This is a genomic window from Alteromonas sp. AMM-1, assembly GCF_047290655.1.
Taxonomy (GTDB): Bacteria; Pseudomonadota; Gammaproteobacteria; order Enterobacterales; family Alteromonadaceae; genus Alteromonas; species Alteromonas mangrovi.
Window position 1 is genome coordinate 1 of the sequence record NZ_JBLBUE010000081.1, and the last position, 15,413, is coordinate 15,413.

12 protein-coding genes are annotated in these 15,413 nt (G+C 46.1%); 9 read left to right on the plus strand and 3 right to left on the minus strand.

Going from position 1 to position 15,413, the window contains the following annotated elements:
• The 5 genes from ACLR2L_RS12835 to ACLR2L_RS12855 all read left to right on the plus strand — a co-directional run.
• Positions 1-102 (plus strand): hypothetical protein (locus ACLR2L_RS12835; RefSeq protein ID WP_413368593.1); only part of this gene is annotated, 102 nt, incomplete at its 5' end.
• A 569-nt stretch (positions 103-671) separates the two neighbouring features.
• On the plus strand, positions 672-1,049 hold the full coding sequence (locus ACLR2L_RS12840; RefSeq protein ID WP_140958642.1) for a hypothetical protein: 378 nt from the start codon (positions 672-674) through the stop codon (positions 1,047-1,049).
• A complete protein-coding gene (locus tag ACLR2L_RS12845) occupies positions 1,030-2,298 on the plus strand; it encodes a hypothetical protein (protein WP_413368585.1) in 1,269 nt (422 codons plus the stop codon). The genes ACLR2L_RS12840 and ACLR2L_RS12845 overlap by 20 nt, the downstream gene beginning before the upstream one ends.
• Positions 2,299-2,315: 17 nt before the next feature.
• Complete coding sequence (locus ACLR2L_RS12850) at positions 2,316-3,893, plus strand: diguanylate cyclase domain-containing protein (protein WP_413368586.1); 1,578 nt, start codon at positions 2,316-2,318, stop codon at positions 3,891-3,893.
• 383 nt (positions 3,894-4,276) lie between these two features.
• Positions 4,277-5,359 carry a CNNM domain-containing protein gene (locus ACLR2L_RS12855; protein ID WP_413368587.1) on the plus strand — a complete coding sequence of 361 codons (1,083 nt, stop codon included), beginning with the start codon at positions 4,277-4,279 and terminating at the stop codon, positions 5,357-5,359.
• A 23-nt stretch (positions 5,360-5,382) separates the two neighbouring features.
• Here the strand turns inward: ACLR2L_RS12855 and pdsS are convergent, their stop codons facing one another.
• Together pdsS and pdsR are read right to left on the minus strand one after the other, a co-directional pair.
• Positions 5,383-7,545, minus strand: a complete 2,163-nt coding sequence (pdsS, locus tag ACLR2L_RS12860; RefSeq protein WP_413368588.1) for a proteobacterial dedicated sortase system histidine kinase — start codon at positions 7,543-7,545, stop codon at positions 5,383-5,385.
• Positions 7,546-7,562: 17 nt separating this feature from the next.
• On the minus strand, positions 7,563-8,252 hold the full coding sequence (gene pdsR / locus ACLR2L_RS12865; protein ID WP_140958637.1) for a proteobacterial dedicated sortase system response regulator: 690 nt from the start codon (positions 8,250-8,252) through the stop codon (positions 7,563-7,565).
• A 337-nt stretch (positions 8,253-8,589) separates the two neighbouring features.
• On the opposite strand from pdsR, the gene pdsO reads away from it, so the two are divergent.
• On the plus strand, positions 8,590-9,312 hold the full coding sequence (gene pdsO / locus ACLR2L_RS12870) for a sortase-associated OmpA-like protein PdsO (protein ID WP_413368589.1): 723 nt from the start codon (positions 8,590-8,592) through the stop codon (positions 9,310-9,312).
• A 60-nt stretch (positions 9,313-9,372) separates the two neighbouring features.
• On the opposite strand, the gene ACLR2L_RS12875 is transcribed toward pdsO, so the two are convergent.
• Positions 9,373-10,290 (minus strand): diguanylate cyclase, encoded by a 918-nt coding sequence (locus ACLR2L_RS12875; RefSeq protein ID WP_413368590.1) that lies wholly within the window; start codon positions 10,288-10,290, stop codon positions 9,373-9,375.
• A gap of 308 nt (positions 10,291-10,598) precedes the next feature.
• Here ACLR2L_RS12875 and ACLR2L_RS12880 point away from each other — a divergent pair, with 308 nt between their 5' ends.
• The 3 genes from ACLR2L_RS12880 to ACLR2L_RS12890 form a co-directional block, all read left to right on the plus strand.
• The gene (locus tag ACLR2L_RS12880; protein ID WP_413368591.1) at positions 10,599-14,024 is read left to right on the plus strand and encodes an ATP-binding protein; all 3,426 of its coding nucleotides are present in this window, start codon (positions 10,599-10,601) and stop codon (positions 14,022-14,024) included.
• 195 nt (positions 14,025-14,219) lie between these two features.
• Positions 14,220-15,143, plus strand: coding sequence for an ABC transporter ATP-binding protein (locus ACLR2L_RS12885; protein ID WP_140958633.1), 924 nt, complete (start codon positions 14,220-14,222; stop codon positions 15,141-15,143).
• Positions 15,143-15,413 (plus strand): ABC transporter permease (locus tag ACLR2L_RS12890; protein ID WP_413368592.1); only part of this gene is annotated, 271 nt, incomplete at its 3' end. The genes ACLR2L_RS12885 and ACLR2L_RS12890, both read left to right, overlap by 1 nt.

Sequence of the window (15,413 nt, forward strand, 5' to 3'; positions counted from 1 at the left end):
GAACTGATTGCTCCAATCGCGATGGACGAAGGTCTGCGCTTCGCAATCCGTGAAGGTGGTCGTACAGTAGGTGCAGGCGTTGTAGCTAAGATTCTTGCTTAATCTTAGATACCGCTAAGTATCGTAGAAAAAGGTCGCGTAAGCGGCCTTTTTTGTTTTCAAGCGTAGGCAAACTGAACGACAACTATTCCCATATATTTTTATTAGACTCTTTCGTTTACCCTTTGGAATTTCCTGAACGGCTTGAACTGTAAAAGGCGAAAGCACACTTCAATATCACACCGCCAGAACTACTTTCGCTTTAAAAGGAGCTTTGGGCGAGCAGTGGAAGTGGATTTTTTCTGTTGCGAAATGCTTATTTACTGGTAAGTCAGAAGTGAGCTTAACCCCGCTCGTTAAAGTATGTTTCCCCTACAAAATAATTGAACTCTGTTTGAAGTCAGCTACGCTTTAAATGAGTAAGTTCAATGTCTCTGGGTGTTAATTCATGTTTAGTAATTTACTTCGAGGTAGTCGTAATAACGACGCGTGTCGGTGGCTATTTTTTGTATGTCTACTCAATCTGCACTGAATTAAACCTATTCAGAAAGGTGCTGTGTAACTTAATGTCCCGGCAAAACTGGCTTTGCAAAATGGTACTGGCGATAGCAGTTAGCAGCATTGCTAATTGTGTGTCAGCGTTTGCAGATCCCATCGCTGTCGTGGTTCCCCAAAAGAGTGAAATCAGTGAATTAACCAAAAAGCAGGTTATCGACATCTTTATGGGCCGCTTTGATTTGCTCGAAAGTGGCCAGCGAATCAAACCGGTTGACTACAACAATGGCTACGAATTCAGGGAGCAGTTTTATCGTGCGTTACTGGACAAATCAGAGCGTCAGGTAGCGGCATATTGGTCCCGCTTGTTGTTTTCTGGCAGGGCAAAGCCCCCTATTCAGGTACCAAGCGTTCAAAATAGTATCGAAGAACTCAGTAGTGATGCTTCTATGATTACTTACATACCCATCACTATGGTTTCAGAGGAGATGAAGATTGTCCTGGTTCTGGAATAAGTCATTAGTGATGTTGTGTTTATTGTGCGTAGAGGCTGTAACGGCGAACTTAGCGCACGCTCAGATTAACGTTAACGGATTTGCTACGCTGGGGTACACAAGCAGTAATGCTGATGATCTGGTTTTTCGCTCTGCTATCAATCGCTGGCCCGAACAAGGTTCAAACTTTAAAACCGAATCAGTGCTGGGAATTCAAATTGATTATCAGTTGTCCGATAAAGCCGACATAGTGTTCCAAAGCCTGCTGGAAAACAAACACTATGACGCCTTGTCGGATTATTTTGAAATGGCATTTGTCCGGTATCAGTTTAACCGAAACTGGACTGCCCGGGCAGGACGCATCAATTACAATGCGTATCTGCTCTCTGAGTATTTACACGTGGGATACAGTTATCTGTGGGCTGCGCCACCCATGGAGTATTACACGCCTTCTTCCAATTTATCCTATATCGATGGGGCTGAAATTCAGTACAGGAAGTCGTTTTCTACCGGCGTTTTGCAATCTACCCTGGCCTTTGGCGTAAGCAAGGCAGATGTACTGAATAATGATGCAAATTACTTCTTTGAATACGATTATGTTGTAAATGGCTCCGTTACCTATGAAACCGATAATTGGACTCTCAAAGGGACACTGAGTCAGTTTCATGGCAAACGTTCTTACTTCGGTAGCCTGAATCAGTTTCAGCAGGATTTAACACAACTGCCATCAGATTGGTGGCCCGCAGCAGAAAGCATGGCAGATGAACTCAATTTTTTGGCCAAGCATGTTAACTACGCTGCGTTGGGTTACAGCTATAACGACAGCGCGCTCATCATCATGGCAGAAGCTGCCATGCTTGATGTGGAATGGAGCGTGCTGGGCAACCTGGCTTATGGTTATGTCAGCTTAGGCTACTGCTTTGGAGAACTTACGCCATACATCACACTGGCTGCGATTAATACCACCGATAAGCGCAAGGTCATAGAGCAGCCAAATTACGCTGAAGTAGGTGACCCCAATGCCATTGCCGACTTGGCCGGTATGTATTTCGGTTACCAGTATTTACTGGATATATCGCGCATAGAACAATCATCGGTGGCCATTGGCTTGCGTTGGGATTTTACAGCAAATTGGGCGCTAAAAGCGCAGCTTACCGCGTTTGAATTACGGGGGCCTGGCTACGGCATGTGGGGGAGTGACCAGCAGGTTAGTATAGATGACAAACGGGATGTGAATGTGTTTAACCTCAATCTCAATGTTATTTTCTAACGGCGGCCGGAATAACCATGAATAAGCTACAAGACAAGTTACACGTCAGACTGGCTTTTGTTGTTGCGGTAGTGGGAATTTTGATTTCCATCGCTGGTAGTTTGATTGTTTTCCAACTGGCGCAAGCCGAGCAGCAGCGCTTCAGTCAGCACCTGGTAAATCAAATTGCGCAAGGCTCGGTTAAGCCCGCAGCGATTGCTGTTTACGTAAACGATGCAGAGCTGGCTAAGGAGATCATTGAAAGTCTGCAAATTAATGATTTGGTGTTAGCTGCGGAAATTCGCAACGAAGCTGGCATTTTTGCGGAGACATCGTTAAAGAATGAATCAGCGGAAGCGATTGTGCTGAAATTACCGCATCCCTTCATCAGTAACGACTTCGTAGGTGAGCTACTGGTTTACCCTGACAATGTGTTTATTCAAGGTCTGGCAGTAGCCGATGCCCGTAACAGCGTTTGGGAAATGATGATGGTGTCGATGGCCCTTACGCTTACCATGTACATAGCAATTTATCAGTTGCTCTCTCGCCCGCTTATCAAGCTTTATCATGCCTTTGAGCGTGTTGATCCCAGTAATCCCGAATTTCTCGAAAAAATTGACATTCAATATACAAAGAAAGATGAAGTCGGCTTTTTAATTAGCGGTATTAACCGCCTTATTCATGCTGTAAGAATTAACTTTGTTGCTGAACGGCGGTTGCGGATGCGAACCGAAAAGCTCGAGCAGCGGTTTCGGCTGGTGTTTGACAAAGCGTCGGTTGGTATTGGGTTAATCTCTACCAGAAAGGGTATTTTGTTAGAAAACCCGGTATTTCATGACATCGTAGGGCAGATATGCTCGTTACATGATTTTATTCATATGTTTGATACGCCCGATCAGGTAACGGAGGCGATTGCTGAGCTGCGGGCAACTCAGCAGTCGGGCCCAATTACCCTTGATCTGTCTTATCGCAACAGTGAGCAACAAGTTCGCTGGCTGAATTGCTTATTCGCGCTGGTAATCGATCAGCGCAGCACGGAGCGCAACGACGATATGTTAATTGAAGTGATTTTAAATGATGTGACGGATCGAAAAGAAAAAGAATCCAAAGCAAAATACCTTGCTCAGCATGACGCACTTACTGGCTTATTGAATCGTCATGGCGGCGAATTGAAATTACAGATGCTGATGAAGTCTGTTTCAACAACCACAGTCACGGCAATCATGCTGATCGATTTGGATAACTTTAAACCCATCAACGATAGTTACGGCCATGATGCAGGGGATGCGGTGTTACAGGAAACGGCTCAGAGAATTAAGCGCTTGTTCAACGATCCTGATGACGTGTGTTGCCGCTGGGGCGGCGATGAATTTGTCATTGGTTTCCGGCGCGACACATTGTTGCCGTCAGCAATGGAGACCCTTTGTAATACGCTTCTACACGGCATTGAAGCGCCTATTGCGCTGTCCAGTACGCAGTACTGTGCTATTTCTGCCAGTATCGGCGTTGCTTTGGTCGATACGCCACCACAAAGCCTTGAAGATATTCTGAATGAAGCTGATGAAGCCATGTATCAGGTGAAGCGACAAGGGCGCTCCAATTACCTGATCGTGTGAATGAAGTGCTTGTTGGCAGTGCCATATGGCCGAACTACTGAGTGAGTTACAGATAAACTAAAACGCCAGGGTTAAGTTAACCCTGGCGTTTATAAATGTCCGTATAAAGGAGCTTAGAGATAAGCCCGGAAAATGCCTGCCGTGATAATGACTAAAGACACTGAGTACAACACCAGTGTGACCTGATCACATAATCTAGTTTTTGACATCATTCGTACCTCTTATCAGCGAATGTAATCAAAATGTAACATCATATTTTTTATTTGTTAATTATTCTTTGGTCGTAGATTGAAGGTTGTAACTTTATTAGTTTGTCTCATAATGGATTGTTCGTGGCTTTCCATTAAAGCTCAGGAATTTGACAAGGAACCGGAACGAACAACATGTTACTCCTGCTTATTTATATTTTCATCGCACTGGGCTTTTCCTTTATTTGCTCAGTAGCAGAAGCGGTGATTTTAAGTGTGTCGTCAGCATACATCTCACTAATGGAAAAAGACGGTAAGGGGAGCGGTAAGTTACTCCGTGAGTTAACCGACGACATTAACCGTCCTCTGTCAGCCATACTTACACTGAATACTATAGCGCATACGATGGGGGCGGCTGGGGCCGGTGCTCAGGCAGCGGTGGTGTTCGGCGATGCCTATCTGGGCGTAATTTCAGCGATTCTCACGCTGCTCATTCTGGTCTTTTCTGAGATCATTCCTAAAACACTCGGTGCTACCTATTGGCGCGGGCTTGCGCCAGTTACGGCGTATTTTTTGAAGTATCTGGTAATGGTATTATTGCCATTCGTAAAGATGTCTCAATGGCTCACAAAAGGGTTCAAGGAAGAGTCGCCACTGCGTGGACTTAGCCGGGCAGAGTTGCATGCCATGGCCGAACTCAGTGGTGAAGAAGGTCAGTTAGATGCACATGAGGCAGCATTTTTAAAAAGTTTGCTCAGTTTAAATGCGCTTACCGTTAAGGATGCCATTACTCATCGCACTCAGGTTTTTTCGGTGAGCGAAGAATTGAGTGTAGAAGGATTCTTCCATAAACACGGCAATATCGAATTTTCGCGAATCCCGGTTTACGAATCGCAAGACAGTGAATTGGTGACCGGCTTTGTGTTGCGTTCAGATTTGCTGTTAGCCCAGGCCCGAGGCAACGGCGATAGCCCGCTCAGCCGCTATCGCAAGAGTATGGTTACCGTTTTAGGCTCCATGCCGCTGTCAGCCACGTTTGACCACTTTCTTAAGAATCACATTCACATGTTATTAGTGGTAGATGAATATGGCGGGCTCGAGGGCATATTGACACTTGAGGATTTGCTGGAGCGTTTGCTTGGGGTAGAAATTATTGATGAGAAAGATACCGCAGTGAGTATGCGTCGGCTTGCCTACATGATGTATCGCAGGAAGCAGCAAATGTTACTTAAAAATGTACCAGATAGCAGCATGACGCAACGGTCAGGAAAGCAATAACTCCTGACCTGACCGTGTTAGAATTAGTGCAGAGCAGGAAAGGTAGTTACTACACAAACGCCGGTATGGTCTGGCAGGTTGTTGAGCGCAATACTGCCATGATGAAATGCCACGATGATATTGGCAATATACAGCCCTAAACCCAAATGAGGCGGTCCGTCAGACTGATTGCCTTCAGCTCTTACCGACACCATCGACTGGGTAAGCTGCGATTGCATCCCCTGAGGTAATAACGGCCCCGTGTTAGTAATACTGAGTTTAATGTGGCGATTTTCCTGCCAGATATGTAATGCAATAGTGCTGTCTTTAGTGCTGAACTCCACTGCATTGGCAATGATTTTATCCAGCATCTGGGCAATCAGATCCGGCGAACCGTTCAGCTGCGCTTGTTTAACCGATAATTTCAAGGCGAACTTGCGCTGCGGATAGGCATACTGATATCCCTCAACGCAGCCTTTTACTACCCGGGCCAAATCAAACTGTTCAGTATCTTCTTGACTAATAGCGTGTTCTAAGCGAGTAGCTTCACTCATACTATTTAAAATGCTGCTCAGGCGACTGATGCCGGATTGAGCACGACTCAAAAACACCTGTTGCTGGTCTGGATCCTGGACCTGATTAAGGGTATCCAGCGACGAACGCACTACGGCAATCGGTGTGCGCAGTTCATGAGACAGTCTCGACGCCATATTCTCCAGATAAGAATTGTATTGTTGCAAACGGCTTAATACGGCGCTGAACGATCGCGATAAATCACCAATTTCATCGGCATTGCGTGAAGGCGTTAAGGTACCAATGATTTTACCGTTCGAGTCGATCACTGCTTCAGTGTTGTCGCGCAGCGTCCGGATCCGACTGGAAATGCGATGTGCAAATAACAGCAGGCCTGTGGTACCCAATAGCATTACCGCTAAGATGACGTGAAAAAGTTGTTCCAGCGCCCGGTTGCGAAGCGTGCGAATACCGTGAGTGGTTTGCTCAACGACTACGGCACCCATTACCGCATCGCCAATGAAGATTGGATAGGCGGCAGACAGGATCACTGCTTTATTGTCGGGAGTGAGTCGCCATAGCGAGTCCGGTTCGCCTGCCAGCGCCCGGTTAATGTCTTTTCCTGCCAACGCATAGGCATCTGCCAGTTCGTCAACAAAATCGCCTGGGGGGCGGGTCAGGATTTGATAGTACAGCGGCAATAGCCAGTGTTGTTCTATATAACCCCACCAGCCCTGGCTGGCAGGACGCTGCTGTCCGGCATTAAAGCCCTGTGACGAATGAATTGAACCGGAACGCGCCAGAACCCGCTTGTGCTTGTCAATTACCCACACCCTCGAATCAGCGTAACGCAGTCCCGACAAGATACGCTCAATTTCCGGCGATGGCGTGACTACTGTACCTAAATCGTCACTTTGATTTGGGTTAGCAGTTCCCATTGCGTATTGTTTTATACGGCTGATGTCATCGTCTACATCAACCAGTGCAAATGCCAATGAGCCAGAGGTCATGGTAATAGGGAAGCGAAGCTCAATACTGTAACCTTGTTGCGTAAGTAACCAGCGCCCCTGAATTTGCAGGGCATTGTCGGTGGCTCTGAAGAAGCGGGGATCATCATCCAGTCGGTAGGCATTCACCCAACCGGGTTTGTAGGGCGAAATAATGTAACGCTGTAAGCTGTCGTTGGCGTCCAGCATGCCAATTAGCAGATGATCAGAGCGATCCACACTTAAACTATTGGGCGCGCGAAACACCACCTTGTCGTCGGCAACGTCAAACATGGCATAAAAATACTGGTCGTAGCGGCCTACCATGTGTTGAAAGCTCATGGATACCGGGGCTTTGTCGTCAAACCAGGTAACAATATTATTTTTATTATAGGCTTGTATCAGGGGCGACACAGCCTGCCATTCCTGCAGACGGCCATCTAACTGAATCGGCACGTCAATTGGTGGCGCATATAGATCGGTACCAGGGCGAACGTTTTGCAAATAGGCCGACTGACTATCGAACAGTGCCGGGCGTTCGTGTAGTGCGGTTGCCACTGCGCGTGCGGTACCGATCATGGTTTGCTCCTGACCAATACGCAGATACTGCTCCAATTCCCAAACGTACTTGTAACCCAGCCACGGAATGGCGAACAGAAACAATGACAGAACTAATAACTGAAGCCTGATTGAAAAACGTAATTTCACAGCGCCATCCTGAGCCTTTACTGCTGCCAGCGGTAACCCATACCATACACGGTATCGATGTGATCAAAGTCGGCATCGGCCTGAATGAATTTTTTACGCATGCGCTTTATATGCGATGTAATTGTGGAATCATCCACCACCATGCGCGACTCATCCATAAGTTGTTGTCGGCTTTTTACATGACCAGGGCGTTTTATGATGGCGTGTAACATCCAGAACTCGGTAACAGTTAATGCAATCGGCATGTCTTTCCAGCTTACTGTCATGCGGCTCACATCCACTAACAGGTGTCCCAGCTTTATCAGGTCGCTATCCTGCTTTGGCGTCGCCAGCAGGTCGGTGCGCCGAAATAGTGCGGCGATACGGGCCAGTAAATGGGCCATGCTGATGTCTTTGGTTAGGTAATCATCTGCGCCCATTCGTAAGCCACTTATCGTATCTACGTCATTATCTCTTGCAGTAAAAAAAATAATGGGCAGTGTTTGAGACAGCCGGCGCAATTGCTGACACAGCATGAAACCGCCTTCCATCTCGTCTTTTAAACCAATATCAATGATCGCCAAATCCGGCAGAGCCTGATTAAAGGCGGCACTGGCCGACGGGCGATCTGCATAAGCATTTACCGTGTAACCCTGGCCCGTCAGGGCCGCGGTATAGTTATCGCGAATGGCGATATCATCTTCTACTAGCGCGATGTTTCTTGGCATGGTTTTCACTTACAAAAGGTATGTACAGGCACTATACATTAAGAGTGCCTGTGGCGTGGCAAGTTCGGCAAAAATTCCCCCAACTTGCCATATTTCTGCCACTTTTATATAGGCATAACAGTCACTTCGTACTGATTCAAGCCCTTAGCCGTAGTGTATTCATATTGAATGCACACTTCTGAAGTCGTACATGATTTATGGCAATCCTGCCAACTTTTGCCCGGGTTACTGCTTTTTTGCCCCTGCATTTCCATAACACCCGAATCATTAAGCCATATGCGATTGCTTTAATAGCACCATCAAATCAAAACACCACAATCGTTTAAAGGAAATCACTATGCGTAAATCAATGTTAGCTGCCCTGGTAATGGCCACCTCTCTTACTGCAACCAGCACCTATGCAAAGGATAAAGAGTCTGATTACGAACATGCTCCCGGTATCGGCTTGGGCACCGGCGTGGTAATTGGTGCCATTGTGGCGGGTCCGGTTGGTGCTGCCGTAGCGGGCTTTATGGGAGCCATGTTAGGTAATGATGTGCGTCAGGATAAAATCCTGGCGTCTAAAACTGAACAACTGTCGGCACAGTCACAGTTACTCTCTGAGCGCGATAAAGCACTGCTCGCCATGCGCAGTCAATTGCAATCCATGCAACAGGCTTCAGTCACCCAGGTAGCCATGCATGAGGAACGCAGCGAACCTTCTATTACATTGCAAAGCAGTGTGCAGTTTCAAACCGGCGCGTATGACATTGCGCCAGACTATCAAAAGCAATTGGATTTGATAGCAAAAACACTGAAAGGCTACCCGTCATTAACTGCAAGGCTAACCGGCCATGCTGATATTCGGGGCGATGATGAATACAACCAGGCATTGTCTATGCAACGGGCAATAAGTGTAAAACAATATCTGATAAATAAGGGGGTAGATAACCAGCAAATTCTAACTGTGGCCCTAGGGGAATCTCAAAGTGCCCATCAGGGCGGTGAGCAAACGTTCTTTGATCGCAAAGTGGTAATTGAGCTTGGCAATGAGGATGCCACGTTAACTGCCCAGCGCTAATTGTTTTGCCAGGCAGGCAATCTGTCGTTACAGGGTGATTTGAGCGATCACTCTGTTTCGTTATTTACATACAACGCGATTTTTACCGTTCATTTTGGCTTCATATAAATTCACATCGGCCAGCTCAAGTATTTCGTCTAAATTATCCTGATTAAACGAGCGGGTGCTAACCGCGCCCGCACTCACAGTGATCCTGCCAAAATCAGTGTTTTTATGTGGAATGCCTGCTTTGTTCACGTCATCCACAATGGCTTGTGCAATGCATCTGGCGTTGTGCATATCGGTATCAGGCAGAATGGCTAAAAACTCCTCGCCTCCAAAGCGTATCATAGCATCGCGTGAGCGGCGGGCGTGTTTCTGCAATATATTGGCGACTCGCTGCAGACATTGATCGCCAGCCAGGTGGCCATACTGATCGTTGTATTGCTTAAAGTTGTCCACGTCGAACAAAATAACCCCAAGTCTCTGCTGACTGCGCAACAGTTGCCGGGCAAGTTTGGGGTATTCCTGCGTTAAATAGTTGCGATTGAGTAAGCCGGTTAGTGAATCGTGAAAGGTAAGCTCAACCAGCGCATCCATGCGCAGTTTACTGAGCAGGTGGTTGCGTACCCGATGAATGAGCGTTTGTGCTACAACTGGCTTAGAAACAAAGTCGTTGCCACCTGATTCCCAGCACTGAATTTGTGATTCCTTACTTACATTACCGGTGATAAATATAAGTGGGATGTCGTCCAGCTTTTCATTGTGTTTTATGGATTTACATAAATTCAACCCGTTCATTTCGGGCATGTTTACATCGATTACCATTAAATCAGGGCTGTGCTGCTCGCAATACGTTAGTGCATCCTGAGCATTTGCCACAGTAACGCAATGGCACAAATCACTGAGTATCGTTGAAATTACGGTGCGGCTTATATTGTCATCATCAACAATAAGTACAGTGCAGGATTCAATTTTTTTTGTGTCGAGTGCTAGCATAAATAAGTTGTTTGTAGGTGATTATTCAACTTGTTGTTAGTCTTAGCTCACATCCTGACAGATTACCTGTAAGGATGACATTGTAATTATCGTAATTTTGGCTAAAGTTGAAAAAACGTACGCCCGATACCTAAGTATTGGCTAATACTTTGTTTATTGCGAATAAATGTTCGGCATTTTCAGCAATAAACCTGATAAAGTCTGGCAGTAAATAAAAAAGAAATACGGGCAATATAGCGTTACTCGCAACAAATAAGCATAACAACGTTAGAGTAATGCAGAACAGCAACAACGCACAGAGGTGAATTTTGCTCAGCCGATTACCTTTGCAACTGGTGGTATTATTCGCGCTGGTTGCGGTTGGTTCATCTTACCTGGCCAACAAACACATGGTTGAAACGGTTAACGAGGCCATTGCCGAAGATCTGGCGGTTAATGCCAGTGAGGTGTCGGCTATGCTGTCTGATCATCTCGCAGAATACAAGCACGATGTAGCCTTTTTACACAGTGGACTGGCAGCAACTCATATACAGGAGCGACTGCTAGTTGCTAACTCAAGCGGTGAAACGTCTTTTCGCGGTCCTTCTGACTTTGATACCGAAGAGTTGTTTAAGGCATTTCTGGCTTCTGCTCCGGCTTTTTTTCAATTGCGGGTAATTTTGCCCAGTGGTCAGGAATATATTCGTGTTGAACGCCGGGGTGGCCGGATTTTGCTGGCCGATAAGTCAGAATTACAAAATAAGGCCGATCGGGACTATGTAGAACAAGGATTACAACTGTCTAAATATGAAACCTATGTCTCATCAATTAATCTTAATGAGGAAAACGGCAGAGTCGAGGTTCCTTATCGTCCAACTGTTCGGATCGTAAAAGGTATTTACAGTCAGTCTAATCAGTTGGAGGGCTTACTGGTTGCTAATGCTGATCTCTCGTCACTACTGGCTAAAGTCGACGACCTTATTTCGTCAGACCTGCACATCATTATTGCCGACGAACATGGCACCATCATAAAGCACCCCGACAACAGTTATCTTTTTGCGAAACAACTGGGTACTAACAGTCATTTTTTCTCGCTTTACGACAGAGAGCCTGCACTGGAGAGTCGCGGTATTGAACATTTCAAAAATGTGAGTGATCCCGTTGATCAATTTGTTGGGAAAGCCAGCCGGTTCCAGTTAGATGCCAGCCACTTTATTGTGGCAGTTGTGGGTAAATCAGATGACGAAATCAATGCGCTTTATACGCAGTCTGCATTGAAGGTCTACAGTGGGTTGGGCTTTGTGTTGGTGAGTTTTGCCGGCATGTTTTTGCTGTTATTCCGCAATATGAAACATCACCAGGCGCTGGCTGAGTCCAGAGCGGTGTCTCATGCGGTTGTAGAAAACAGCAATGATGCAATTTTACTGTTTAACCGCAAGTACAGACTGTTGGATATCAATCCTGCGGCGGAGCGCTTGTTTAATGAGTCACGAACTACGCTACTTGCCGAGCCGTTAGACAAGGCCTTTAATCAATATGCCAGTATGACCTTGTGTGATATCCACAATAGGGCTAAAGCCGCCAGGTATAATTCGGAAATTGACATAGAGTGGCGGGACGACATATCCATCCGGTACTTTAGGTGCGTACTTATCCCGTTACAAGCAAAAGAGAATGCCGGTCAGTTTGTGTTGTTGCTTAACGATGTAACCGCGATAAAAAAATATGCCGCGGAACTGGCTGTATCTAATCGTCAGTTAGAAGATGCGGTATCCGAAAGAACCCATGAGCTGGAACTTGCCTTGGCGGAAGTCAAACAAGCCAATGTAGTTAAAACGCGCTTTATTTCCTCCATCAGTCATGAAATGCGAACCCCCTTGAATGGAATTCTCGGCGCGATGTCCATACTCAAGCGAGATCATGGAAACAAGGGGATAAGTGACATCATTGGTATGGCAGAGGTCAGTACAAACAGTTTGGCGATGCTGGTTAATGACATTCTCGATTTGTCAAAAATTGAAGCGGGCAAACTGGATATCAATCTGACTATGTTTAGCCCGGAAAAGCTATTAGAAGGCGTCTGTCAGTCACAAGCCGTAATGGCATTTGCTAAAGATATCGACTTTTTTATCGATACATCTGCGCTCAATGTGTCGCAATTGAAAAGCGATCCCTTCCGCATCACACAGATTCTGAATAATCTGGTAGGAAATGCCATTAAGTTTACCCGTAAAGGGGCCGTTCAGGTAATTGCTAAAACCTCACAGGAAGAAAACGACGACGGCGTAAAATTAGTGGTAACTGTTAAAGACTCTGGCATAGGGATTAAGGAAGACGCACAGCAGGCCCTGTTTACTATTTTTACCCAGGCAGATCGCAGTATTGCAGCCAATTACGGCGGCTCCGGTCTGGGGTTAGCGATTTGTAAGCAGCTATGCGAATTGCTGGGCGGGGATATTTCACTGAAATCTGTTGTAGGTCTGGGCACCGAGGTGACGTTTTCTATACCCGCTGACGAATTTGTGCGGGTGCCGGCAGCCCGGGCATCAAGACTGAAAAACGAGCAGATTGGACTGTTGTTAATGAATGAAGCTGAACAGGATCATCTCACTGCGTGTCTTGTGAGTTTTGGTGCTTCAGTTCAGGTGCTCAATGAAAAGATGGCGTTGCCAGAGCTGCAGAATGATCTGAGTGTACTTATCGATCTGGATGCAGCGAATGCGGAACATGTCGTGCAATCGTTTATTGAGCTACAGCCCCCTGCCAATAAGTCAAAAATGAAATTATATGGACTGAGCCGCACCGGTTATACCTTTGCTGCCAAGGGAATGCCCCTGTCGCCACTTCGCAAGCCATTAATGGTGTCTTCACTGCTTTCGGCACTAGCCGATCAAAGATCCTCGGATTTTCCGATTCTGGCTAATACGCGCCGTGATTCAGACCGCAAGCGCAACAGGGCGTCTGACGCGTCACATTTTAATCACCAAACCTTGTTAATTGTAGATGACAACAACATCAATCAGGATGTCGTTATGCATATGTTAGCCGGGTTCGACCTGAACTTACTCTTTGCCGAACACGGGCAGGCGGCCTTGGAGGTGCTTAAGGAACGGAGCGAGAAAGGCGAGCGAATCGACCTTATCCTTATGGACTGCAATATGCCTGTAATGGATGGTTTTGCCTGCACGCATGCAATTCGCAATGGCAAAGGGGGACTAAATGTAATGAAAGTGCCGATTATTGCTATGACAGCCAATGCGATGAAAGGCGAAAGAGACAGATGTATTGACGCTGGCATGGATGATTATATTACCAAGCCGGTTGAAGCGGATATCCTGACAGATAAATTAACCTTGTGGATAAACCGCGACCTCAAAATAGCGCGTCCGGCCAAATTATCAGAAAAGAGAGAGGACAAGGCAGCAGTGATGATTTGGGACAAAAAAGATGCCTTGCAGCGATTGGCAGGAAACGAAACACTGCTTAAAAAAATTGTGAAGATGTTACTTGAATCTCTGGACGAGCGGTTATCTGCGATTGAAGATGCGATTAATGATGAGGATGCAGAAACGCTTCGTCAGCAAAGCCATAAATTAAAAGGCTCAGTTGGGGAAATAGGCGCAAAAACACTCCATAAACTGTTACAGTCGTTGGAGCATCCGCCCTCAGAACAGAATAATCACGAGGTATTTAACCAAATACTGCAAGACAGTGAAGCATTGCGAAAGGAACTGACACAGTATTTAGCTGCTTAAGTCATTTTATTACCAAAATTAAAGGGTTGAAAACAGGCGCCTCGACCCTATATTCTTTAAAATTACACAAAGTTTAGCCGTCAACATGATTTATGTTGCTCAGCCTGAACAGTTAAACAAGACTGATCCTGGCGAAAGCCGGTATTGGTTCTGCACTATGCCAAACGGCAAATCTACTATTCCATGGAACAAAGCATGCAAGCGTTAACAATATCCGGGTTAACCAAAACCTATCGTGGCGGTGTTCAGGCGCTGAAAGGTGTCGATTTAACGGTCGCGGAAGGGGATTTCTTTGCCTTACTCGGCCCAAATGGAGCGGGTAAATCCACCACAATTGGCATTATTAGCTCATTGGTTAATGCCAGCGGCGGTGATGTTAATGTGTTTGGTTACGATCTGCACAGCCAAAAAGAACTGGCTAAATCCTGTATTGGTTTGGTGCCGCAGGAGTTTAATTTCAATCAGTTTGAAACTGTGATGCAAATTGTGGTGAATCAGGCGGGTTATTATGGCGTGCCAAGACAGCTGGCCTTCGAACGTGCAGAAAAGTACTTAACCCAGTTGGACTTGTGGGAAAAACGCAATGCCAGAGCCAGAGAGTTGTCGGGCGGTATGAAACGACGTCTGATGATCGCAAGAGCGCTGATGCACGAACCCAAGATGTTGATTCTGGATGAGCCTACCGCAGGTGTGGATATTGAAATTCGCCGTTCTATGTGGCGTTTCCTGGAAGCGATCAATAAGCAAGGCGTGACGATTATTCTGACTACCCATTATCTTGAAGAAGCGGAAATGCTTTGCCGCAATATTGCGATTATTGATAAGGGGCAGATTGTAGAAAATACGTCCATGAAGTCGCTGTTAGCCAAACTCAATATTGAAACCTTCATACTGGATCTACAGGGTGATACCAACAATATTAAGCTCGACGGTTTTGCGCATCGCTTATCTGATGAGTCGACGCTGGAAGTGGACGTTGCGAAGTCCGACGGTTTAAATCCGGTATTTGCGCAACTGACAGCTCAACATATACAGGTAATGAGTATGCGTAATAAAGCCAATCGTCTGGAAGAGTTGTTTGTGAGCCTGGTAGAGGCTGGCCGTAAGGAGAAAGCGTAATGTCGGCGGGTAATAACTGGATAGCACTTACTACTATTTGGATTAAAGAGTGCACGCGATTTTTGCGTATTTGGGTGCAAACACTGGTGCCACCGGCTATTACAATGAGTTTGTACTTTGTGATTTTTGGTAATCTCATTGGACAGCGCATTGGTGAAATGGGTGGTTTTAGCTACATGGAGTTTATTGTACCCGGCCTGATTATGATGTCGGTGATCACAAACTCCTACGCCAATGTATCTTCGTCGTTTTTCAGCGCCAAGTTCCAGC